This window comes from Parabacteroides chongii (assembly GCF_029581355.1).
Taxonomy (GTDB): Bacteria; Bacteroidota; Bacteroidia; order Bacteroidales; family Tannerellaceae; genus Parabacteroides; species Parabacteroides chongii.
On the sequence record NZ_CP120849.1, the window covers coordinates 1,170,937 to 1,197,814 of the forward strand.

General features: G+C 47.4%; 10 protein-coding genes. All 10 read right to left on the reverse strand.

All coding sequences use genetic code 11. The annotated features are described in order from the left end of the window. Window positions 1-10 precede the first annotated feature (10 nt). Complete coding sequence (locus tag P3L47_RS04770) at window positions 11-2,512, reverse strand: glycoside hydrolase family 2 TIM barrel-domain containing protein (protein ID WP_277782848.1); 2,502 nt, start codon at window positions 2,510-2,512, stop codon at window positions 11-13. A gap of 13 nt (window positions 2,513-2,525) precedes the next feature. After that, on the reverse strand, window positions 2,526-5,345 hold the full coding sequence (locus tag P3L47_RS04775; protein WP_277782849.1) for a TIM-barrel domain-containing protein: 2,820 nt from the start codon (window positions 5,343-5,345) through the stop codon (window positions 2,526-2,528). A gap of 11 nt (window positions 5,346-5,356) precedes the next feature. Then, the gene (locus P3L47_RS04780) at window positions 5,357-7,744 is read right to left on the reverse strand and encodes a glycoside hydrolase family 31 protein (RefSeq protein WP_277782850.1); all 2,388 of its coding nucleotides are present in this window, start codon (window positions 7,742-7,744) and stop codon (window positions 5,357-5,359) included. A gap of 12 nt (window positions 7,745-7,756) precedes the next feature. Continuing rightward, a complete protein-coding gene (locus P3L47_RS04785) occupies window positions 7,757-9,595 on the reverse strand; it encodes a hypothetical protein (RefSeq protein WP_233577158.1) in 1,839 nt (612 codons plus the stop codon). A 29-nt stretch (window positions 9,596-9,624) separates the two neighbouring features. Then, window positions 9,625-12,147 carry a glycoside hydrolase family 9 protein gene (locus P3L47_RS04790; RefSeq protein WP_122362234.1) on the reverse strand — a complete coding sequence of 841 codons (2,523 nt, stop codon included), beginning with the start codon at window positions 12,145-12,147 and terminating at the stop codon, window positions 9,625-9,627. A 41-nt stretch (window positions 12,148-12,188) separates the two neighbouring features. Continuing rightward, window positions 12,189-14,717: a glycoside hydrolase family 9 protein gene (locus P3L47_RS04795; protein WP_122362233.1), complete on the reverse strand. Its 2,529-nt coding sequence runs from the start codon at window positions 14,715-14,717 to the stop codon at window positions 12,189-12,191. 291 nt (window positions 14,718-15,008) lie between these two features. After that, entirely contained in the window at window positions 15,009-16,709 is a 1,701-nt protein-coding gene (locus P3L47_RS04800) for a RagB/SusD family nutrient uptake outer membrane protein (RefSeq protein ID WP_122362232.1), read from the reverse strand. 26 nt (window positions 16,710-16,735) lie between these two features. Continuing rightward, the gene (locus P3L47_RS04805) at window positions 16,736-19,960 is read right to left on the reverse strand and encodes a SusC/RagA family TonB-linked outer membrane protein (protein ID WP_233577156.1); all 3,225 of its coding nucleotides are present in this window, start codon (window positions 19,958-19,960) and stop codon (window positions 16,736-16,738) included. A 213-nt stretch (window positions 19,961-20,173) separates the two neighbouring features. Further along, window positions 20,174-22,441 (reverse strand): beta propeller repeat protein, encoded by a 2,268-nt coding sequence (locus P3L47_RS04810; protein ID WP_233577155.1) that lies wholly within the window; start codon window positions 22,439-22,441, stop codon window positions 20,174-20,176. 19 nt (window positions 22,442-22,460) lie between these two features. Beyond that, a complete protein-coding gene (locus P3L47_RS04815) occupies window positions 22,461-26,603 on the reverse strand; it encodes a hybrid sensor histidine kinase/response regulator transcription factor (RefSeq protein WP_277782851.1) in 4,143 nt (1,380 codons plus the stop codon). Window positions 26,604-26,878: the final 275 nt, after the last annotated feature.

A 26,878-nucleotide genomic window follows, 5' to 3' on the forward strand; every position in this document is an offset into this window, starting at 1 on the left:
ATTTACTTCTTTATTGAACTTCTATTTCAGTTACAGCATCCGGCAAACCGTCGGCTGTTGCTCTTACACGGATAATCCCTTTCTTGCCGGTATTTTGAACAACGACAAGGGCTTTCCCGTAAAATGCATTTCGTTCCGGTTTCTTCAGACTGTTGGGATCATTCTGATCGCCATTGTCCGTTCCGGCAATAAAGCCGTCTCCTTCCACCGAGAAACGAATCAAGTTATCGGCACGGGGGACCAGGTTACCGGCTTTGTCTTTTACCTCAACGGTTATAAAAGAGAGATCCGTACCATCTGCCTGAATAACCCGACGGTCAGGGAGTAATGCTAGCTCGGCAGCCTCGCCTGCAGTATGGATTTCCTGCGCCAGCACTTCTTTTCCGGCTTTACGGGATACGGCTTTCAACGTACCCGGTGTAAATGGAACACGCCAGGATACATGGTAGGTACTGTCATTCTTACTTTTCGTGCCGAGACTCTTACCATTCAAGAATAGTTCCACCTCATCCGCCTGGTTGTAATAGGCCCAGACATCTACTTCTTCACCCTCTTTCCAGTTCCAATGCGGGAATAGATGCAGGGTCGGCTGGTCGGTCCATTCACTCAGGTACATATAATACACGTCTTTCGGGAATCCTGCCAGGTCGACGACACCAAAGAAACTGCTGCGACTCGGCCACCAGTAAGGTGTCGGCTCACCCAGATAATCAAAACCGGTCCAGATAAACATTCCGGAAGCATACGGCAAACGTTTTACCTCGTGCCAGGTTACTTCATGGGTCGATCCCCAGGGAACATGGCAGTTGTCGTAAGAAGAACAAAGGTGTTCAGGACGATCGAAAGGCTTGTCCCATGATTCGGGCCAGATATACATTTCGTCGGATGGCATCTGGTAATAACCGCGTGTCATCAAAGCCGATGTAGATTCACTGACGATCAGCTTCTTGCCCGGATAGACCTGTGGGAAAGGGGCATAGTCTTTCTCATGGTAGTTGAAACCATACACATCGAGTGCACCGGAACGGAACAGATGGTTGGCCGGATCTACACCGTTATTTCCGGCAGTTACCGGACGGGTAGTATCCAACTTTCTGACAATATCAGCCAAAGCGATCGTGATCAACGACTGGACACTCATTGTGCTATCCTCCAGCAAAGCCGGATCTATCTTATGACCGGCATTCAGGATCAGGTTCGCTTCCTGCAGGCTCAGTGTATCGGCATCCGCATGCGACCATTGTTCAAGTACCTCATTTCCGATACTCCACATGAAAACGGAGGCATGGTTACGGTCACGCTTGATCTGGTCGGTCAGGTCCCGTTCATGCCATTCGTCAAAGTATTGTGCATAATCGTAAGGCGATTTTCGTTTTCTCCACATATCGAACGATTCATCCTGTACCAGCAGTCCCATCCGGTCGCATAGTTCCAGTAATTCGGGAGCCGGTGGATTATGGCTGGTACGGATCGCATTGACACCCATATCTTTCATTATCTGCAACTGACGCTCGATCGCACGTTTATTAACGGCCGTACCCAGGCATCCCAGGTCATGATGCAGACAAACACCCAACACCTTTGTCGGTTCTCCGTTCAGATAAAAACCGGTTGCCTCATCCCACCGGAAAGTACGGATACCGAAGGTTGTTTCATATCGGTCGGTCAGTTGATTTCCGGATCTTACTTCAGTTACAGCAGTATATAATGCGGGATTTTTTATTCCCCACAATTCAGGGGCTTTTACCTCAAGAGTCTGTTTAATAATATCACTACCGTTCTCCGGTAGTTCGACCGGAAGAGAGGTATGTGCAATAACTTTTCCGGAAGGGGCTTTAATGATTGTCGTCAACTCGGCAGTAACTGCAGCTGCATAAGTATTCTTCAGTGTCGTTTCAATCACTACCATCGCCCTCTCCTGTGCGACATCCGGAGTTGTAATATTCGTTCCGTACTGATCCACATGAACCTGACCGGTTTTAACCAACCAGACATTCCGGTAGATACCTGATCCCGAATACCAGCGTGAGTTAGGTTGCTGCGAGTTGTCAGCCTGTACAACCAGTACATTCTCCTCCTGACCGTATTTCAGATAAGGAGTCATATCATAACGGAACGAGATATATCCGTTCGGACGGAATCCCAGCAGATGACCGTTCAGCCATACCTTACTGCAACGGTAAACACCGTCGAAGTCGATATAGACCTGCTTTCCCCGGTCACTTTCCGGTATCTTGAAATGCTTCCTGTACCAGCCCATACCACCGGGCAAGGCTCCGCCCCCGGGTGTCGCCGGATTCTCTTTGGAGAAATCTGCTTCGATGCTCCAATCATGCGGAAGGTTCAGTTGCCTCCAGCCGGTATCGTCGGCATCCGGAGCGGAAAGATCCGCCTGGTTGTCTGTCAGCGAGAATAGCCAGTCGTTGTTAAAGGAGGTTCTCTCACGTCCCTGCTGGTCGGCCGAACAGGCCGCCAACAAGAGACTAAAGAATACAATTGCTAATTGTTTCATACATGTTAGTTTATCAGGGTAACGAAATGGTTAACTGTTCGCCTTTATATACAGCAGAGACTTCCTTTCCCGCCGGATATTCAGGTGTAACAAAGATAACTTTTATATTCCGTTCCATAGCCATTTCAGGGAAAGAACCGGAACGGGTTCCGATAGTCAGTTCCTTTCCTGATTCTTTATAAGAAAGCGGAATCGTACTGTATTCACCTTTTTCATAGGCATAAGTCACCCCATTATCCTCATACAAGGAGAAAGAGGCATCGGCACCGGTATACACGTAGACCGTCAGGTCTTTTTGTTCTTCGGCAGTCGACTGGATCAGTTTACCTGCAGGGATAATGGAGCCGCCGCGTACAAATAATGGCATTTGTTCATACGGAGCAGCAACAGTGCGGGAAGTTCCTCCGGTCATACTTTTACCGGTATAGTAATCGTACCAGACTCCGGCAGGGAAATAGACCTCCCGGTCCCGTTTCTTGTACTGATGAACCGGACAAGCCATAAAGGCCGGACCGAACATAAACTGGTCATCAATAGTATAGGTCTTCTTATCTTCCGCATAATCCATCACCAGGGCACGCATGATCGTATAGTCATTGAAATAGGTCATACCTGCCAGACTATAGATATAAGGCATCAGGCGATATCGTAATTCGGTATAATATTTCATTGACTTGTAGGTAGGCGTTCCTTCCGGTGCGATATTATAGATTTCCCGGCACGGATACTGACCATGGCTACGGAACAACGGGCAGAATGCACCGAACTGATACCAACGGGTATTCAATTCGCGCCATTCGTTCAGGTCTTCGCTTCCTTCTTCCGCGTGCTCATAACGTTTCTCCACACAGAATCCGCCGATATCCATCGTCCAGTAAGGGACACCCGACATCGCAAAGTTCAAACCGGCACTTATCTGAGCTTTCATATCTTCCCAACGGGTACCGATATCACCGCTCCAGGTAGCTGTCGAATACCGCTGCTGTCCGGCAAAACCGGAACGGGTTAACAGGAAAACACGGTTATCCGGGTTTACGCCACGCTGTCCGTCATAGATTGCCTCCGCATTCATCAGGGCATAGGCATTGAAATATTTGGTAGAAGGGCCCAGATAAGTCGGTCCGCACAACTTCTTCCGGTAATTCATATCCGTATTGTCCTGTACATTCGGTTCGGAGGCATCCATCCACCAGGCATCGACACCCAGGCTGTAGAGATGTTCATTCATCTGATTCCAGAACAATTTACGTGCTTCCGGATTGTAGGCGTCATAGAATGAGCCGATATATCCCGGATAGATCCAGTCGCGGATGCTGTCTTTAATCGCTTGCTGATACATAGCTCCCAGTTGGTCCAGTTCCTTGTAATGCTCTGTCGTCATATAAAATTTAGGCCATACGGAGATCATGAAACGGGTATCCTTCTCGTGTATCTCCCTGATCATTCCGGCAGGGTCCGGGAAACGTTCCTTGTCGAATTCATGGCTTCCCCAGGCATCTACCGGCCAATAACTCCAGTCCTGAACGATCACATCCAATGGGACCTGGCGTTTCCGGTATTCATTCAATGCGGTCAGCAATTCATCCTGTGTTTTATAACGCTCACGGCTTAACCAATACCCCATGGCCCATTTAGGCATCACCTGGCTTTTTCCGGTTACGGAACGATATCCACTGATCACCTCATCCATATTTTTACCGTTGATAAAGTAATAGTCGATCTGATCACCCATCTCGCTCCAGAATGCCAAACGGTTCTGTTCGGCCTCGGGTAACGGACTCAGCACCTTCAATCCCAAATAAGAGACACCACCATCCGGAAGCCATTCGACCCGGATCGGATAACGCTTTCCTTTTTCCAGACGAACTTTGGTTTTATAATCGTTCGGGTTCCAGGCAGTACGCCAGCGTTCGGCGACCACTTCTTTCCCATCGATAAAGACTTTCGTATATCCGGCATAATGTAGTTTGAAATGATGTACACCACTTTCTGTTGGTTCTATCTCTCCTTCCCAGGTGGCATAAGCCTCATTGGAAGGAAATTTCTCCGGGAAATTCTTGATCGTTACCAGATCTTCATAATTGATTTTGTCCTCTTTTCGGATCAAAGGTTGTACCGAAGAGGTCCGATCCTTATAATAAGTAGCGGTCAATGCACCGGCCTGCCCTTCCTTATCATACAGTTTAAAGACATCGCCCAGTTCTGCATAGGGGCGTTTATCCCCGAAACGGCTCAGGGAATAGTTATGCCAGAGTATTCCATACCCTTTGGTGGAAACGATAAAAGGAACGCTTACTTTCGTATTGTACTGGAACAGTTCTTCGTTTTTTCCTTTATAATTGAACTCATCGCTCTGATGTTGTCCCAGACCATACAATCCTTCCTCTTCGTCATTTTCAAAAACCTGACGGAACGAATAACCATTGGTTCCTTCCACCCGTACCGGGGTGAATTCTTTCCCACCTCCATTCTGTTCACGGAGGATCAGGTTCCCTGCCTTATCCGTGAACCAAACTTCGCCTGTTCTCTGTAATAGACGAGCCTGTAAGGTAGCTGTTCCAAGCGTGATGGTATCCCCGTTCCGGGTGATCTCAAAAGCAGGGACAGGTAACTGGTGCGTGTCTTTGATCAGATTTACACTTTCTTCAAATATGCCTGTTGGCGATGCCATCACCCGGATTACATCGTCGGTAATCACTTCCAGTTTAACGGCTTTTGTCTCGCCGGAAGTAATAGGGACGATTATTCCATTCTCTGTCTGCCGGACAGCATCCGAATGGCAGGCAGAGAACAACAGCGTTCCGAAGGTAAGACATACAATCGCTTGTTTCATATTCTATCTTATTAGTCTGTCACTTTAAATTTCACTTTTCCTTCCAGGCCGTCGGCTTTCACCTGATGCCCTTTTACAGAGACTGTCAACGGATGAAGCTGATTGTCTGACGGCAGGCAAACCAGTCCGGTTGCTTCGGTTGCATCGGAAGCATAGACTTTCAGTTCGAGCTGGCTCCAATCCATCTCATCTGTATTTTGTGCCAGTTTGATATGTGGCAATACGGAACCGTCACGAACCAGGATCACAGCAGGTATTGTTCCTGTCTGAATAGTATGCCAACCTCCGGCATACGTTTTTCCGGTCTGGTAATCGATCCATTTACCTTCCGGCAGATAGACATCGCGTTCGGAACCGCTTTCCATCATCGGGGCGACCAACATCTGGCTACCGAACAAGTATTCATCTTCAACCAGCCATGCACCGGCATCATGCGGGTATTCCACAAAGAGAGCACGCATCATCGGAAGACCTTTCTCCGTACATTCCTTTGCCTGTGCATAGACATACGGCATCAGTTTATATTTCAATTCCGCATTCTGACGGAAAGCTTTCAGGAATCCTTCATTATACAACCAGGGTTCTGTAGGAGGTGCACCGTGTGCACGGGTGTGAGAGCATAGGAATCCCATCGGCAACCAGCGGCGATAGAGTTCCTCCGGAGTAGATGTTACAAAGCCTCCGATATCATGGCTCCAGAAAGAGAATCCGCTCAAACCGAAGGACAGACCGCCACGCAATGTTCCCAACATACCCATATCTGTATTCTCGGCATCACCACCCCAATGTAACGGGTAACGCTGTGAGCCTGCCCAGGCACTACGCGCCCAGATAATATTTTCGCCATGTACTTCCTTGATAATATCGGCAACAGCCTTATTATATCTCAACGGATAAAGATTATGCTCATAAAACCCGCTTTTACCGGAAGCATAGATGCCATTGAACGGAGCGGCTTCACCGAAATCGACCTTGATAGCGCCTACCCCCATCTTGATCAGGTTGGCCAATTTGTCCTGGTACCACTTAACCGTATTCGGATTGGAGAAATCCAATACAACATCTTCATAAGGAAGTTCTCCTTTACCATTCTTCACATACAGGTCCTTTTCAATCAGCTCGCTAAAGAAACGGTTCTTCGGCGTGAAATAAGGCAACTGCCACAAACAAGTATGGAAGCCTTTCTTTTTCAGATCATCCAACATCAGTTGCGGATCGGAGAAGCGGTTCGGAGCAAACTGGTAATCGCACTGCCAGTCGGTTTCAAACCAGCCGGTATCAAAGTGAATCACATCAGAGGGGATCTTATGTTTACGCAGGTTTTCTGCTACGTCGTATCCGTCTTTTTGTGAGAAATAAGTGATGCGGCTCATCCAGGTTCCGAACGACCACAGAGGCGGCATTCCCGGCTTACCCACAATCTCCGTATATTCATTCAGAATATCTTTCGGTTCTCCGAAGAAAACGAAAAAGTCCATTGTCTCATCACCCATGAATAGCTTATTGACATTGATATTGGTCGCACCAAAGTCGCAAGTCACCGGGGCGGAGGTATGCATGAACATACCATAGCCGCGGTTACTCATAAAGAAGGGAATAGGTTTATATTGCTGGTCGGTTTCAGGTCCTTGGGGGTCGGTTACAAACAGGTGTACTCTCTGTCCCACTTTATTCAGAGGACCGAAAGACTCACCGCAACCGAAAATCTTTTCGTTCGGAGCCAGAGAGAATACCGGATTAATGCTCCGGCTGTTATCCGATCCGCGTTTGATAAAATTGAACGGGACAATCTTAGCCTGGGTCGAGTCGTTATCATGCAATGTACGGGTCTGCGTCATGATCTTGCCATTCGCATCACGCAAAACGATACGCCAGGGGTTCTTTTCAATGGTTATACTGCCGTTGGCATTTGCATATGTCACGGCATTCCCCGTTTCTGTTCCCTTCCAGGAGCTGTCTTTGCCTGGTTCTTTGGCAAGCATCAGGGAGGTTTCATCCTTCGGTTCCACCGGTGTCGTTAACATCCGAACACGGACCGTACGGGGAGAGACAAAGTCGATAGAGAATCTTAATTCGGGATCATTTACATAAGCTGTAAAGGGGAAATCCTGCATTTTCAGGGGTACAGGCAATACTGTATTTGTATTGAACGCCTGGCGGCTTTCCTGCGTGTACCGTTTCCATCGAACGGTACCGCTGGCTTTTGCTACATCAAATGATGACAATTCATCTGCAAAGAAAAAGATGTTGGTGAAATCACCGAAATCGGTGCTCATATCTTTCGCCTGGTTCATCAGATACTGTGAACCCGAATTAATCTGAAGCTGTGCCTGTGACTGCAAAGGTAATCCACCCAAAGCAGCCAAAGTTAATGACAGAAATAATTTCTTATTTTTCATGATCTATCTGTTTTAATATTTGAATACACGGTACGAATGAGGCATAAGTGTCAAGCGGAATCCTTTGAACGAAGTTTCTTCACTCACCGGAACCACAACGGAATCGTCGACAATATCAGTCAGTTGCTTTACTCCCTCATCTGTGATCACCCGGATCGTGACAGGCTCATCATTGAATGATTCCACAATGAATGTCCCGTTATCATAAAGAAACAGGCTCACTTTGGACGGAGCCTCGATACGCACAGGCAGATCCTGGCTCATCACCCGGCGGAATATATTCAGTACGCCTTCGGGAAGATCGTATAGACTTCCCATATCATCCGGAATAGTGATCACGTACAAACTACCTTTCGAATAAAGAGCCCGAAGCAACATCGGATATCCACTGACACCTCCTTTGAGAGGACGCCCGGCACTTGCCAGCTCCCAGGCGTCGTTTGTCTGGTAACGAACCTGAGGAATCAACAGGTCACGACCGGATTTACCCAAAGACCCGAAATCATTCACCAATGCTTTCAGATCTGAACAACGCAATTCAGCAATCTCGGCAATTTGTTCCGGTATAGCTTTCAACAGGTTACTGGTAATCACTATATCTCCGCCTTTCTGTAACTGGGCCTTCATCTTTGGAAGCAGTACCGGATCATATTTAGCCTGTTCAGTCAGCAAAACGACTTGCTGATCTGTCGGAAATTCGGGATACATATCCATCGGCAGACCGATCATTCCCAGATAATTCGGAAGAAAGTCATCCCCCAGCGAATGATAAGGTTTGTAAGACTTAATCCCGACCGGCTTCCCGAGCTTATGGACAAACTTATCTATTTGTTCGAAAGTCACACCGGCTGGACGGGCAATCGTAGTTGGCTGCACCTGTTGTCCGTCGGCTGATCTGACCGGCTTCATCATGTCATCGTAACTGAAACTGGTTCCTTGTCCCTGCCAGGGAGTACGGTGCTCCGGTCTGATCTTTACATCCAACAGTTGGTTATAGGCAAAAAGGATCATTTCAGGGGCTTTGGCGAACATGGTTAGCCAAAGTTGTTCAGCATAACGGTCCATTCCCAGTTCGGAACCACCGGCATCCACCCAACCACCTCCGTTATGACCGGGGCGCAGATTCTCATAATACCGAACCACGTTATAGCTCAGGTAATTTTGCAAATGCTGGGCATTACCCGGATCACGGGTTTCCGTTCCGGTCCATACACCGTCAAACAACCGGGGACCGTTCTTCAGATCGAATCCCAATCCCTGGAAATGATCGTACCAGTTCGGATATTTGATAATCACCTTTACATTCGGATTAACTTTCTTTGCCGGTTGCAGAACCAACGTCTGACCGGCTTCAGTCATCAGTTTAGTGCGGTAATCGCTCCAGCTCTGACTGCCTTTGGCCTTTATTTCTATATCCGATTTACAGCTGGTGAAGAAGAAATCATCCAGGATAAAGTCATCGAAATGTCTGGCTGTATGTTCAGCTATCTCCTGTACCATCTTCCGATGTTCGGGATCGGAATAACAGAAGGTTTCAAAGTTATTCGCTTCATTGATCGTATAGGTGATGCCGCCACCCACTTCGATTCCTCGGTCGAGGAAGTACTTCTTTGCCTGTTCCAGGGTTTCATCGGGAACGATCAACAGGTCACGGTGCGTCTCCAAATAGATTTTATCGACCTTTACCTGTTGAGAGATTATATTCCAGGTGGAATCCAGCCACGCAAGATCTTTCATCTTCTCTACCTCATATGCGCGGGTATAAACCGAGACTTTGAAGCTCCGGTAATTACCGGCAAAAATGGAAGAGGAGATCAGCAATGCTGACAGAAGATAATATATTCGTTTCATATTCATTGAAATAAATGCGTTTTACAATCCTATTTTTCATTTAGTATCTTCCGGGCAGCCAACACCATATACATAAAGTAAGAAGCCTCGCCCCCCATACAATACTCACCTTCCTGCCAGATGAACGGATACGGCACCAGTTCCGGCAAGTCGGGACGAATCAGGACTGTTCCCGGAGTAACTCCACCCGGTATATAAGAACCATCGGCGCGATTCACTCCATAAGCCACTGTTGCCGAATTCGCTCCGATACCGGAAGCAAAAGAGACCGTGTTACTTCCCGGATGGCAGCCCAGGATAAAGTTAATTGCATTGAAAATATAGTCTGGTGTGAACAGATCAGGATAAGCATCCTGCAGGAAGCAGTAATAATAGCCTAACGTCTGCACATCCCAGGAACCAGAACTCAGGTTTCCACGATCTTCGGGTACGCCGTATGGAGTTTGCAACTTCATTTTCTCATACTGATCACGAACGGTAACCAATGCTTTACGGATAGACTGCGAGAATTTCTTATCATTCACCGCTTTATCGAAACGACCGATAAACCAGCCGAGACGATCGATGTGCTGAACGATATAATCCTGTTCGGCCAGCACATATTCCTTATAGGAATTATCGCCGGTTGTCAGATACAGTTCGACTGCCGCATGTATTTTAGCTCCTTTAGTCCGCTCATCAGTCCGGGTGATCCGGTACAGTTCTTTCGCTGCATCCAATGCCTGTGTACTCAATGTATCGTTAAAGTTTTTCAAAACCCGGGAGATTGCTGACAACTGGGCAGCAGTCGTCAGTTCTCGATACGGGTTATCCTCTGTGAATACCCAACGATCGTCTTCATTTCCAGTCACATTGTCGGTGTGGGCACTGGCATCTCCCAGATGGACATACTGGCGGACACTGTTACAGATAATCCCGCGGTAAAGACGTCCGAGAGCACGATAACCTGCCACAACGGTCAATGCACCGTTCTCCACCTGCTGCAACAAGTCCGGTTTGCCGTCCGGCTGATGAATCTCGGTAACCCTTTTATGATGGTCGATCGTTGTCGCGTCGTAATCGATACCGAAATGTTCATACGCCAATGCCAGGATATAAGCCTCTCCTGCCTGCGATTCCACGCGGAGGTCATAGTCACCGGCATCATGCCAGCCGCCGATGGTCAGACCGGGTACAATATCACCCGGCTGGTATTGTGTCAGTGTAGACGGCCCTGAAGAATATCCGTCGATATGGCTCAGATTCACAGGAGCCATACGGGCATCATCCATATGACAAAGGTCATGCCAGACACGGTATTTTTCGTTTACCCGCATATGACACATCTGGATCGGCAGGAAGTACTCCAGTTCCGGCTGCCAGACGCCGCGTTCATAAATGTCTTCGGCAATACGGAATACAGGAGAAACGGATTCACCGTAACGAACCTGATACAAGCCTTCTTCCCGGATAGACGAAAAGTCGAAACGGAGATAGTTGTACCGCAAGAATTTACCCCATTCCTGTACCGGTCCGTCCAGGATAAGCTCTTCACCTGCATCCGTAATTTTATAAAGAGCCGGTTCACCGATCTGCTTATCACGGCTATCCAGTTCGATCACAGCCATCTTCGGCTGATCCGGATGGTAACCGACCTGCGAGGTCTGTACTACCGGCGTATACATCCAGTCTTTTACTACATTCGGAGTGATCACCCACTTGATCGCATTCTTGGAAACGCCCGCCGGTATCTCTGTCCGCAGAACGAACCAGCCGTTGTTATGATTCATACGTCCGTCATAGAGGATCAGGTCTCCGATTTCTGAACGGACCGTCACTTTGTTGTAAGGATCAGCCGGATTCATGGTGAATTTCTTACCGCGGGCATAAGGGGCGGCTATGATATCGTCGGCAATCATCGGGTTGTAGGTGCCGTCACCCAAAAGATGTTTCAGGTCGACCTTTCCTTCCGGATTAAAGTTACCGAGCCATTGGGTATTCGATTCGCAGGAGATTGTCGGACCATTCGCCTGTGCAGGAAAAATACCGGCCTTATGATCCATGATCCAGGGTTTTCCCAGAAGGGAACCCGGGTAAAGCTCGAGGTTAAAACCTATTTTTCCTTCATATTTCTGAGGGACGGGGGTATCCAGATCGACTGTTACGATGACATCGTCACCCTCTCCTGCTACACGGATCGTGTACCGGAATACAAAATCCGGATAAAGGGTCGGGTTAAAACCTGTCATGTGCCTGGACGAATCGGGATAACTTAACGTAACAGTTATACTGTTATCCGCCTCATTCACCTGGCGGCTCCGCAGAACGGGAAGCGGTTGCCATTGCCCCTGAGAGGTCTCCAGACGGATATCGCCACTGGCAGCCACACGATTGTTGTTCATAATAATAGTTACGCCGGTTTGTTTGCCCTCCGGATAGACATCGCTGAAAGCCATTATATCTACACCTTCATTACGAAGATAACCGGCAGGATCGAGTTTGAATTCCTGCGCCTGAAGAGGCTGGAATTGTATCAAAGCCAATAAGCCGATGCTTGTCAATATGTTCTTCATGATATGTATTCTTTTATATGTTGGTATCTGTTTGTAAGCCTTTATTTGCTTTCCAATAATTGACGGACGGCAAGTACCAGGAACATATAGTGCGAGGAACCTCCTCCCATCACATATTCTGTCTGTTGCCAGAGGAATGGGAAAGTCAGCAGTTCGGGGAAATCCGGACGGATCATGGCAGTCCCGGAGATCACACCACCGGGGATATAAGACCAATCTGCACGGTTCAAGCCATAGGCTACCGTTGCCGAATTGGCTCCCACCCCCGAAGCGAAGGAGGCGGTATTGCTACCCGGATGACAGCCCAGCACGAAGTTGAGCGCGCTGTAAAGCAACTCCGGCCCGAACAGGTCAGGGTAAGCCTGCACGAGAAAATACTGTTGATAGCCGAACGACTGGATATCCCAGCCTGCTCCCCAAATGCTCGGCTTATAAGGGACGCCATACGGGGTTTCCTTTTTCTGTTCTTCCAGTTCGCGGCGGAAAGCGGCGAGTGCCTTGCGTATGTTCTCTGTAAATTTTTTATCCTTGATGGCCTGATCGGCGCGTCCGATAAACCAGCCTGTACGGGCGATGTTATCAACGATCAGTTTCTGTTGGCCGAGGATATATTTTTTGTATCCATCCTCGTGAGTTGCCAGATAAAGTTCTACGGCAGCCTGTAACTTATTTATTTCCGAACGATCGGTCACACGAGTCCGATCAAACAATTCGCGGGCGGCCTGCAAAGATTGTACGCTCAGGGTATCGTTGAAGCCTTTCAACACACGGGAGACGGTAGCCAGGGCGGCGGCAGTGCTTAATTCGCGGGAAGGGTTATCTTCGGTGAATACCCAGCGGTCGTCGGCATTACCGATCACATTGTCGGTCATGGCACCGGCATCGCCCAGCATGACATACTGGCGCAGGTCGTTGCAAATAATTCCACGATACAGGCGGCCCAGAGCACGATAGCCTCCCACTACGGTTAAGGCACCATTCTCGACCTGTTGTAACAGGTCCGGTTTACCATCCGGCTGATGGATCTCGGTGATCCGGTTATGATGATCGATGGAGGTGACATCATAATCCTCGCAAAAAGCCTCATAAGCCAATGCCAGGATATAAGATTCACCGGCTTGCGATTCTACGCGCAGGTCGAAATCACCCGCGTCATGCCATCCGCCGATATTTAATCCCGGAACGATATCCCCCGGGGCATACTTTGTCAAAGTAGAAGCATTCTGCGTATATCCGTCGATATGATTCAGGGCGGGAGCCATACGGGCATCGTCCAAATGACAATAGTCGTGCCATACCCGATATTTTTCGTTCACCCGCATGTGGCACATTTGTACCGGAAGAAAATATTCCAGGACCGGCTGCCATACGCCCCGTTCATAGATATTCCGGGCGATGCGAAAAACAGAAGAGACCGAGTTTCCGTAACGAATCCGGTAAAGTCCTTCCTCCTTCACGTCCGTGAAATCAAATTTAAGATAGTTGTAACGCAGGAAGTTTCCCCACGGCTGTGGGGCTACGGCATGGATTTTCTCCTCTCCTTTTGCCGTAAGACGGTATAATATAGCTTCAGGACGTGCGCTATCGCGGCTATCCAACTCGATTATCGCTTCTTTCGGCTGCGCCGGGTGATAACCGACCTGTGAAGTCTGGATAACAGGCGTATACAGCCAATCTTTTACTACATTCGGAGTGATAGTCCAGCAGACAGCGCCTTTCGTCACTCCGGCGGGGATTTCGCTGCGGACGACAAACCAACCGTTATTATGGTTCATACGTCCGTCGTATAATTTTAATTCTGTGTTTTCCGATAAGATGGTAAATTTGTTGTAAGCGTCGTCAGGGCGAACGGTGTAACAATGTCCAACCGCATAAGGTTCGGCTATCAGATCGTCGGCGACGATGGGATTATAAGATGAACCGTCTCCCGCCAGCTGTTTCCGGTCAGCCAAGAGGCCGCTTTCTTTCGTAAAAGAACAGTAATTACCTGTATGCTGATGATTGGAACGTACATTTAAAGTAGGTCCGTTAGGCTGTTGTGGAAAAATACCGTCCTGTTCATCCATGATCCAAGGTTTGCCGAAAAGATCGCCCGGAAAAAGTTCGAGATTAAAACCGACCTTACCTGCGAAGTCTGCCGGGATAGGTCGGTCGAGGTCGACTGTCACTACGATATTCCCGCCTTTCCCTTCTACACGGACCGTATAATTGAATTGGAGGTCAGGGTAGATCATCGGATTAAAACCTGTCATATGACGGGAAGAATCGGGATAGGAAAGTCGCGTGATGATCGTGTTGGAAGTATTATCTACAATGCGATCCAGTTGTTTTGGCACCGGCTGCCATTGTCCCGGTGTTGCTTCGAGACGGATATCACCGTTGGTAGCGATCCGGTTACCATGCATGATAAGGCTGACGCCCCCCTGATGGCCTTCGGGATAGAAATCGTTGAACGACATTACATCTACTCCCCCGTTGTTGAAGTATCCGGATGAATTGAGCTTGAACTCCTGAGCCGTCAAGGAGAAGACAGAAGCCAGTAAATATATGCCGATAAGTGTTCGTTTCATGTGAATAAGATTTAATAAAGACCTATCAATCCCAAATAGCATAATGAAATGCAACAAGTTATTTTACCGTCTTTTTGATACGTTAAAAAATATTACCCGGTGAGGTAATCTGAAATACATGGTATAGTAATCTGATTTACCCGATAGGGCAATGTCATTTTGATAGTAACGTTTTTCCTCCGCAAAAGGAAATAGAGGGGGTGTTATAGGTCTTTCCTACAACAGACTTTAACACCCCTGCCTCCTCTCCAAAGGGAAGAGTTACTACCAAACTACAATAAACACTTACAATCAATAACCTGGATTCTGATCTTCCGGTCCGATCTCCGCATTCGTTAAGATTTCCTGATAAGGAATCGGATAAAGCATCTTATCCTTGTTATAATCGAATGTACGATAAGTACGCCAGTCCTGATAAGCAGCATCCGATCCCGGAGCAGTACCTACTCCCTTCGGATATTCCAGGTTGATAAACTCCTCGATCATTCCGGTACGCTTCAAATCATAAAACAGGCTAAATTCCGCATTGAACTCATGGCGACGTTCCATATTGACGGCAACCATCCAGGTTTCGGAAGAGTAACCTTTTTCCGCTTTGTATTTCGTGTAATAGGTTTTAGCGTCAGGCACTGCCACTGTTTCAGTCTGCATCGGAATCGGATATTCGGCATCGCTCAGACTGACCTCATGGTTGCCCCAGGCACGTTCGCGTATCTGGCGGATCGCATCCCAGCCACTTGTTTCATCGCCGGTCTGGAAGCTACATTCTGCATAATTCAGCAAGATGGCGGCATAACGCAGCAGGTGCATGGTAAACGGCTGGTTGATCGTCGTCCAATAGTCGCAGTTGGCGCGCCAGTATTTCAAACTGGAGATATTCGGCATATATTCGGAACCAGTCTTCACATTCGGGGCACCGTTTGCACCGATCGTTTGCCCTGTCCAGGGGTTTGTTTCTCCCAAAGCCACCATAGAGGCAGCACGGCGGCGGTCGCCATCCTCAAACGAGTTGTAACATTCCCAGGAAACAAATAAGGAACCCCAACCGTTATACTCCATCGAAGCGGCACAATAGCATGCTGTCATATAATGATCTTCCGTTGGCGACCACCCTTGCACACCCGACATGTTATTACCATTGTCTGTCCACATCACTGTGGCAAAGACGTCTTCTGTTTGCCATGCTTTTTCAGGATCATACAAATAACTGAAGCATGGAACCAGTGAATAGGTGTTGCTGTCGATTATTTCTTTCAGCAAAGTCTTAGCTTCGGCATATTTTTCCTGATACATCAGGGCCTCGGCCTGATAACCTAAACAGAAACCTTTTGTTATACGTCCGTATTCGCCATTGATCGGTGTCCAGTCGAGAACGGAAGCACCAAATGCGAGGTCGTCGATAATCACCTGCCATGTTTCATCTTCCGTATCCGGGCGCGGCTTGGAAGGTGTATTTACATACGTCTCGCCAGCCATCAGCATGGGCACACGTCCGAAGTTTTTCGCCAGAGCCAGGTAGTTGTAAGCACGGATAGCACGTGCCTGCGCTTCGATCTTCTTCTTGCCGGCTTCGCCTTCGCTGAAAAGATCGTTGTCCATACTTTCCAGGCCGTCGAGCAAGGTGTTACAACGGGAAATCGCCTTATAACAGCCTACCCATAAAGAGAGGAACTCGGAACTGGAAGAGGTCCAGTCTTCCGTACAATAGGCTTTATCCCAACCGCTTGCCTGTGTGTCGAGGGTCGGATGGTTCGACAGCATATATTGTGGCTTAAAGCCCCACATGGAACCGTCGGCACCGGCCTCGTTGTCTTCTTTGGAGGGATAGAAGGTATCGTAACAACCGATCAGGCCACCTTCCACATTGTCTTCACTTTGAAACATGAAGTCGCCCGGCAAAATATCGTAATGGTCTACTTCCAGATAATCCTTACAGCTGTTTGTCGTAAGCAAAAGGAGTAACGATAAGGCAGATATAACTATTTTTTTCATAAGACTCGAATTATAAGATTAAACAATTAGAATTGTACGCTCAAACCAAATGTGAATGTACGCGGATAGGGGTAACGGCCACCGTCGAAACCGGTTTGCAGGACTGCTGCATTGCCGACTTCCGGATCGCCGAATTTATTATAGCCGGAGAAGCATGCGAGGTTCTCTACAGAGGCGAAGATGCGTGCATTGTCCATGCGAAGCGGCTGCAACCAACGTTTCGGGAAGGTATAACCGATCTGGATGTTCGCTATTTTCAGGAAATCACCTTTCTTCACGTAGGCATCGGAAGCTTTCATGTTTGTGTTGTTATCGTTGATCGTCATACGCGGATACATCGTATTCGTGTTCGTTTCGCTCCAGGCATTGTTGATATATTCCTTCAACGTATTTTGGATACCGCCACCGGTCTTATACAACTGCGTCATTTTCATAGCTGCATATGAATTGATTTTCATACCGGCAACACCGTACATGTAGATCATGGCGTCCCAGTTCTTCCAACTGGCATTCAGGGTGAGGCCATAGTTCAGCTTCGGGAAACCGTTCCCCAATACTTTCTGGTCGTCACCATCGATATGGCCATCGCCGTTCAGGTCTTTGTATTTAAAATCGCCCACAGTGGTAGCATTTACCTGGTAAGCGTCGTATCCGTTCTCCTTTGCCAGGGCATTCGCAGCATCTACTTCGGCCTGGTTCTGGAAGATACCTTCCACTACATAACCGTAATAGGAACCTACTGCGTGACCTTCCATCGTTACGGAGTGGTTGGTCCAGTTATCGCCGTCGTCGGTGATCAAATCGCCGTTCGCATCGAGGTTGTTGTAGATAGGGTCGCCCACTTCGATTACTTTGTTCTTCAACGTAGAGCCGGTCAGTGTAGCACCGAGGTTCCAGTCGCCGAAACGTTTGTTATAGGACACACTGAACTCGAATCCTTTGTTCTGGATATGTCCGGCGTTGGTATAAACCTGTCCGTGTCCGGTAGACGGGCGCATGTTGCGGTAAAGCAGAAGGTCTTTGGAGTCACGGATGAAATAATCCATCGTAATGTTCAGGTCGTTGTTAAGCAGACCCAGGTCGAGACCGATATTTGTCTGTGTATTCGTTTCCCATTTCAGGTTAGTGTCGATTTCTTTCAGTTGAGCGAAGCCGACTACCTTGTTATAGTTGGAAGATGAACCGCCTAACTGTCCCCAGTCGTAAGCAATGCGGTTGGAAGAGAGTTGGGCAACGGAAAGGCTGGTCGCACTGCCTGCATTACCGGTTTGTCCCCAACCGAAACGTAGCTTCATGTTGCTGAACAGATCCAGGTTCTTAATAAAATCTTCTTCCGACAAACGCCATGCAAAAGCAGCTGAGGGGAAAGTCCCCCAACGGTTGCCCGAACCGAAGTTGGAAGAGCCGTCACGACGTACGGTAGCAGTAACGATATAACGGTCCATCAAAGTGTACATGGCACGGCCGTACCAGGAGATGTAACGCGTCTTCAGATTATAACCGCCGTCGCCGATGCGTGAAGTCTGGTCACTGGTCAACGACATCTGGCGATAAGTGTCTGCCAGGAAATTGCTTGCATTGGAAGAGACCCAATGGCCCCAGTAATTGGTGACCGAATTCCCCGCCATGACCGTCAGGTTATGGATATCGTTCTTCCAGTTATAGGTGAAATAGCTTTCGATCTCGATATTATTATCCTGCGACTGGTTCATCCAGAAGGAGTTGGTCTGTGCTGCGGTGATGCTTCGCGGATTGACGACATTGAAACCGCTTCCGTCTACTGTCGAAAGCGTATAGGAGCCGATCGTACGGAATTGTAATCCCTTGAACAGATTCAGGTTCAGATAGGCACTGCCGACAAATTTGTTTTCATAGGTAGGGGTCTTATCTTCTTCCATCTTGGCGGCATAGGGGTTATCCTGACCTTTCTGGATATCGCCTTCACCGCTGATCTGCATGAAAGCGTTGTAAGTTCCGTCTGCATTGGCGCACCAGTCGTTGCTGATGAACTGGCCGGTGGTTTCATCCACATAATCCATAGTCGGAGTCAATGTCGCATAGCTGCGGAGGTTTCCGCCTCCCACCTTTTCAGAATGAACGAAAGCGACGTTACCGCCTACTTCGATAAAGTCTTTTACCTTGTGAGTTACATTGGCACGGGCCGTCAGACGGGAGAAGTTGGAATCCAGTATCACGCCGTCGTTATTCAGGTAACCGACCGAGAAAGTCGATTGTGTCTTATCGTTGCCACCGGAAACGGATAGCATGTAATTCTGCTGCAAAGCGGTACGGGTCATAACGTCTTGCCAGTCGATGGTGCGCAGGCGGCCTGCATAGTCTGCACCAAAGGCTTTGTTCTGGATAGAGGCGGCATCGTTGGCACGTCCCTGGCGAACAGAGTAGGCAAAAAGGTCGGCATCGGCTACGTCCAGCTTACCGGTCATGTTCTGGATACCGAAGTTTGCAGAGAAGTTGAGCTGGGTTGCCCCTTTCACCCCTTTCTTCGTCGTGATCATAACGACACCGTTCGCACCACGGGCACCGTAGATAGCGGTGGCGGAAGCGTCTTTCAGAACTTCGATACTTTCCACATCGGCAGGGTTTACAAAATTGGCATTACTGCCGACCTGTACTCCGTCGACTACATACAACGGATCGGCCGAGCCGTTCACCGTCGCGACACCACGGATACGGATTGTCGCCGTCCCTTCCGGGTCACCCGAGTTCTTGGAAACCATCACACCGGCGGCAGAGCCCTGCAACCCTTGCGCGAGGTTCAGCGGATTACGTTTCATCATCTGTTCCTTGTCGACCGAAACAACGGAACCGGAAATGTCGCTTTTCTTGATCGTACCGTAACCGACAACGACTACTTCGTCGATCATCTCGGAGTCTTCTTTTAATACTATATTATAAGAAGTCTTCTGGGTTACTTTAAAACTTTGAGGATTATAACCGATATAGGAGACTTTCACCTCAGCGCCTTCCGGAACTTCCAGTTCATACTTGCCATCCATATCACTGATTATACCGATCGTTGTACCGACTACAGCAATGTTCGCCCCGATAATTGGTTCGCCCTTCTCATCTGTAATGATACCAGAGATTTTTTTCGACTGCTGCATAGCAGTTGTGCTTGCCGGATTCACATCACCGTTATCTACTGCCGCATGGGCAACAAGACCGGTACTAAATAAGAATGCAAATCCCAAAGACTTCAGCGTCAACAAAATTTTAACGTGTTTATTCATACTGAATTGATTTAAAGTAAAAAATAAATTTTTAACTGAAACAAAATTAGTTCATGTACCTCTAACACGAAGGAAATAATGTTTCACGATGCGGGTAAAACGGTAAATGAAGAGGGATAAATTGTGTTTTTTATGGGGGAATTTTGTTCATTCCCCTGTTTTTACCTCCATCATTAGTGGAAAAACACATAGATTTATCGATCTGATATATAGCTAATAAGGGTCGGCATAAACAATTCCGCGCCCATGCGAACCGACGTATACTCTCCCATATCTTTTCGGATCTCCGGAGATGTGCAGCACCAATCCGTATTGGTGGTCATCATCATTGATACGTACCCAGCTGTGGGCCGCATCATCGGAACGGAAAAAGCCGGATACCCCGTTCACGATCCCTGCCAGATATAACGACGGATAATCCGAACCGGGCGCGGCTTTTCCAAAACCGAAAGCGTAGATGCGACGCACCTTATCCAGGGGTACGAATGCTTCTCCGGAAAGACCATGATATAGGCCGTCAAAAGCGGCAATCCATAAGTCGCCTTCCTTTCCCGGCGTAGCATACACACGGTCCTGTCCTCCCCGGCGATCACCACGGGCATTGCGTGCCTTACTGTCGAATGGGGCAAAAGGCAATGGGTGGGACCGGAAACTGACACCGCCATCCATACTTTCATATAAAACAGCAGCAGAAAGATCGAGAGCGTAAAAATGTTTCGGATTGACACGGTCGGCAATCACACGGAGATTCTCAAGGATTCCCTCTGCAGTCGACCAGGTTACCCCCCGGTCATTCGTATAATAGACAGGCATGCGGTCGGGTGTCCATATCCAGGTTCGTCCGTCAGAAGAAACAGCGACATGTCCATTTTGAGCTTTTTCCTGAGGCAGGGAAACCGGCTCCAGCCAACTCTTTCCCCCATCCATCGAATAGGCTAACGGCTTGCCTTCAGGGTGATGATGCGAAACAGTCCCCACACGGACAACCAGATCCGGTTGATCTTCTGCCCCAGTAATATCGGTCGTATTGGAATAATAGGGATCGGCATGGCTACCAGACGGAACGGGACGATCCAAATCCAAATGGGTAAAGCCGCCATAGTCACCTATCGCACTGATCAGTTGCGCACCCTGTTTCGGGCTGTATAATTCCAAAGGAACAGTTTCCTCTATCCCCGTACTCATCACTTGCCACTGTGTTGGTTCTTTTTTATCCATATTGCCGAGATTGAATGTCTCCCAACCGCCATATCCGGTTGTAAACAGGGCATGATCGGGATCAAACGGGTCTATTTCAATATCGAACATCCAATGTAATGGGGTAAACTCCACATAAGGAGCTTTGCTATAATCGAAGCGGGCACCTCCTGCAAAAACTGGTTTCCAGGTTTTACCGCCATCGGTAGTCCGGTAAATATCATCTTCCGCATACGAGCCGGCGACCGGACGGTTGAAGGTACTGACAATAAGATGCTTCGGATTCTGCCGGTCGACAGACACTGCGGCATATCCAAAAGCAGCCCCTTTATCCGGATCAGCCTTTACCGGAGAAATATCCTGCCATTTTTCAGTGCGAGGATCATATTTCCAGACCGCCCCGTCATTCATCCGCATCGGACCGGGGTTACTGCCATACGTAATATACAGATAGCCGTCTTCTGAAAGGGCTGCCTGAGTGGGACGGTATTGTACCGGCTGTCCCGCAAGCGGTTGCCAGCTTTCCCCATAATCATGGCTGACAAAGAAATTATCACGATCTTTCAGTGAAACACCGATATACAAAGTCGAACAACCTTTACCGGCTGTGCCGCCCGATGGATCAAACAAAACTAAATTAATACCGCAACCACGATCCTGCATCCACGGATTACCTCCCTCAGGAATAACTTCCGCCACATCCGGGAACGAACGGACCTGTTGCCAGCTTCTTCCCCGGTCTGCTGAACGCCAAAGACCATCCAGACGGGTACCCAGATAGATTATATCGCTATTCAAAGGGTCTACCATCATGCGTTCGCCATTACCACGGCCATTTTCATTTCCTCCCATAGTAAAAGGCATGTCGGTGCGGATAAAAGTACGTCCTCCGTCATTTGAACAAAGGACAGCACCATTCGTACTACGGGTATAGGTTCCGCATGAAAGATAAACGGTTTGAGGATCATTGGGATCGACCGCAATACTCTCCACACCGACCAGATTGTTATCGTCATAAGTGATCCAGTCGAGCATAGAAACCCACTGTTGCGTTTCCTTATCCCAACGATAGGCGCCACCCATATCGGTACGGCAATAGCGTACATCTTTTTCCTTCGGATGAAAAACAATCCCGTCTACAAATCCTCCGCCTACGATCTGAACACTTTTCCAGCGATAGTGTTCCACAGGAACGGAAGGGTGAAGCGATTGGGCAATAATTCCCTGGCTGCCCATTGACAAAAGAATCAGAAATCCTGTAATGGTCATTGAAATGGCTTTCATGGTAATTGTATATTAATGGTTACTCTCTTTTCATGTAGTCGGACGGCAACGTCCCGAATTCATCTTTGAAATATTTACGGAATAATTTGATGTCGTTGAAACCGACCTCACTGGCAACCTCGTTGATACGCATCTGACTTTTCTCCAGCAATTGCGCTGCCCGTTTCATACGGATTGCACGAATCAGTTCGACCGGCGTTTTACCCGTTATCGAAAGTGTTTTCTTATAAAAGTTCACACGGCTCATCCCCATCTCCCGGCTCAACCGCTCGACAGAAAGTTCCGGATTAGCTATTTGTTCTTCGATATAGGCTATCGCTTTCCGCATCAGCTGCTCATCCATCGAACTGATCGGGATATCGGCCAATTGAATACCTGTTTGCGATGATTGCATGAACTGCTTCTGCAACCGTTTCTTCATTTCTACCAGATGCTGTATCTTCAGAATCAACATATCCATATTGAACGGTTTGCCGATATAATCGTCGGCTCCTGCTTCCAGACCGGTCATTTTACTCTCTTCTGCCGATTTCGCCGTCAAAAGAATTACTGGAATATGAGATGTACGGATATCCTGTTTGATTCGTTTACACAAAACGATCCCATCCGTTACCGGCATCATCACATCGCTGACTACCATATCCGGAAGTTCTGCCAGAATAACTTTCCAGGCCTGTTCACCGTCATCAGCCGTAAATACATGGTACAAGCCACTCAAACTCAACTTCATGAATTCACGGAAATCTGCATTATCATCGACAATGAGTAAAGTCGGTTTATTCGGCTCCGTACGCATCTCCGTATTTTCTTGCTGTGTCTGTCCGAATATTTCGTTTTCTTCTGATATCCCTGTCCTTTCCCCGACTCCGGCCGTATCCGATTTATCCGGTGAAGAGATAATCTCCTGTATCTCCGGAAGTTCGATCGGAAGCGATACCGTAAACGTACTTCCTTTTCCAACCTGGCTTTTGACGGAGATCGCTCCGTTATGCAACTTGACAAACTCACGGCATAAATGTAATCCGATGCCTGTTCCAACCACCGTTCCGGATTTATCTTCCGACGGTATCTGATAGAAGCGATTGAAGATCAGATCATATTTATCTTCTTCAATCCCTATTCCCGTATCAATGACCTGGATCAATAACATGCTTTTTCCTTCCTCATCCTGTTGCATGCTCAGGTTAACAGATATCTCCCCTCCTTCAGGTGTGAACTTGAAAGCGTTACTTAATAAATTGGATACGATCTTAAAAACCTTATCCGTATCGAATTTCATGACCAACGAAGGGAAGGAAGTCGTATACGAAAAACGAATATTCTTTTTCTCCGACAGTTCCTTAAATGAATAAGTAATATTCCTGACAAACAACACGATATCTCCGGAGGACAAAAGTAACTGGACACCCTGCACATCGATCTTCCTGAAATCGAGTAACTGGTTTACCAAACGTAACAACTGGTTCGCATTCTGGTAGATCAACTTCAGTATCATCTGATTCTCCGGGTTACTTTCGCTCTTCATCAGCTTCTCTATCGGTGTAATGATCAGGGATAAAGGCGTACGAAACTCATGGCTGACATTGGTGAAGAAGCGTAATTTCATCTCATCCATCTCATGAAGCTGGTTGGCCCGTATCCGTTCCTGCTCTTTCTCAAATTTTCGCTTTTGAATATGAAGGATACCTCGGATAATGGCGAATACGATAATGGCAGCCAGGATACAATATAAAAAGATCGCCCAGTTGGTCGCCCAGAAAGGAGGCATGATCGTTATCTTTAGTTTTATCGGCTCCTGCCCCCAAACACCGTCATTATTTTCTGCTTTCAACAGAAAGGTATAGGTTCCGGGAGAAAGATTGGTATAAGTAATATTTCGGTTTACCGCATCGATGGTAGCCCATTTTTTGTCGAAGCCTTCCATTATATACGAAAAGCGGTTCTTCTCCGGAAGAAAATAGCTAAGAGCCGCGATATTCAAAGAAAAACTACGTTCATCATATTGCAACGACAACTCGTTGCAATAGCTGATATCATCCTGCAGGATGATACGCCCGTTATATGGCTGTCCGGGCAAAATCTGATCATTCTGTACCAGGAAACCCGTAACGGCAACTGCCGGAGGATAGAAATTATATTTTATCCGGGAAGGATTAAAAACAGTCAGTCCGTTCGTTCCTCCGAAGATCAGTTCTCCTGAAGCAGAGCGGCATACACTGTTCCGGTTAAAAACACGACCTTGCACACCCTCATTCTCATAATAAGTGACACAATTAAACCGATATGTTCCGTCCTTCTTATAATGTGGGGTTAGCTGGAGTAAACCGTTCTTCGTCCCAAGCCACAAAACATAAGTATCATCTTCCCGGATAGACATAATATCGTTGTCAGGCAAACCATTCGTTTTATCCAGTTGATATAGTTTATCGTGGGAAGGGTCATAAACGGTCAGTCCGTTATTACTGCCGATCCACAACAGATTACGGCTATCCCGGTAAACTGTATTGATCGCTTTATCATTGAACACTTTCCCCCTGTTCATCTCCCCTTTAAAAGAAGATACACGCCCGCTTTTCGTATCGAGCATATTCACACCCAACGAGGTACCTATCAGTAATTCATCCTTATTACCTTTGGATATGGAATAAATATAATCGGAGCCCAATGGATTCTCCGGGTCACCCGAATGGAAATGTGACCATTCCCCCGTCTTCAGCTCCAGACAATCCATACCTCCTCCCAGCGTGCCGATCCAAAGATTGCCGACCTCATCTGCATAAAGACTGTATACACTGTTGTTCGATAACTCTTTCAAACTGTCGGTCTGAGGACGGTAATGTTTAAAACGGTTCCCGTCAAAACAATCCAGTCCACCGACATAAGTACCGATCCAGAGATTACCGCTGGCATCATTTTCCAGACAAACAACAATGTTACTGCTGATACTCGACGGATCAGCCGGATCATGGCGATACTTCCGGTATTGTCCGGTTGTCCGGTTATAATATAACAATCCGTTCCCGTTAGTCCCGATCCACAAATTCCCGGAACGATCTTCCAGGACGCAATTACAGTCATTGATCTCCGCATCCTCAGCCTCCATAACCGGATAACGGAGCGAACGGAACTTAAAGATACTTTCATGATAATAGTTAATACCGTTCTTGTAAGTACCTGTCCAGATAATTCCCGTATCATCCTTATATAAACTGATCACACTGTTTTGACTGATACTCCGCAGGTCGAACGGATTATTCTTCAGGTAACGGATCGTTTCCGTCTTCTTGTCCAGCAGATTCAGGCCACCATGATCGGCAGCAATCCAGATCACGCCTTCCGAATCTTCCTCCACTCCCCGTATCAGCGAAGAATTCAGGGGAAGAGGAGAAGAAGTATTATATTGTTTCCACCTGCCATTCCGCGGAGTGAAACGGTACAATCCCCCATAACTTTCCGGATCCGGATAAACCCAGATCTCGTTATCACTATCTACGAACAGCATGAATCGTCTGGCTTTACACGCCTTTTTCAGATGGTCGTTCTTCAAGATGGACTTTCCCTGCTGCAAATCGATCATCTCGATCACACCGGACGTATGGATCACATACAATATCTCTCCCTTCTGATATACATCGCACACCTGCCCTTCCGACGGATCAACCGGATAAACAACCGCTTTTCCGGTAGAATAATCATAGGCATACAATTGATTATCTGAAGTACTGAAAATCAATTGCAGGTCTTTCCCTTGAAAGACACCTGATATATTAGCAGGCAAACCCAATTCTTTCCGGGCCTCTTCCAATGTCAGAAATATATTTTTAACCGGATTATAGACTCCAACCTTTCCGTCTTCATAAGAGATCCACAGATTTCTGTCTGCCGTTTCCGTGATCTGGGTCACATAAGCTTCCGAAAATAGCGCACCGTCCACTTCATGCCGGAAGGCGCGGAACTCATAGCCGTCGAAACGGCTCAGTCCCGAACTCGAACCAAACCACATAAATCCTTTCCGGTCTTTATAGATACAGGTCACTTCATTAGACGATAACCCGTTGTTTACATCCAGACGGTTAAACAGGATTTTATTCTCTACCCCTTGTACGAGAGTAACCGTACAGAGTAAACAAACAATAATATATATAAATCGCGTTCTATTCATACAACAGTAATAGACTAATCGGTTTCATATCCTTTATCCCTGATAACAGGTTTACAAACTTATCATTTTTTGTCTGTACAGACAGGGGATATTTGTAACTTTTTACAGGTTATTTTGTTATTGTAATCAGAATATCAGGGATAATAAGTATTATTATTCACCTATTATCATGATATTTACAAAATAAAACACAAGGATATAAAAGACCGTAAAAAAACAGGGATCAATATACAAAACCGGAACAAGCATCGTTATTATGTAAACTATTCCGATTA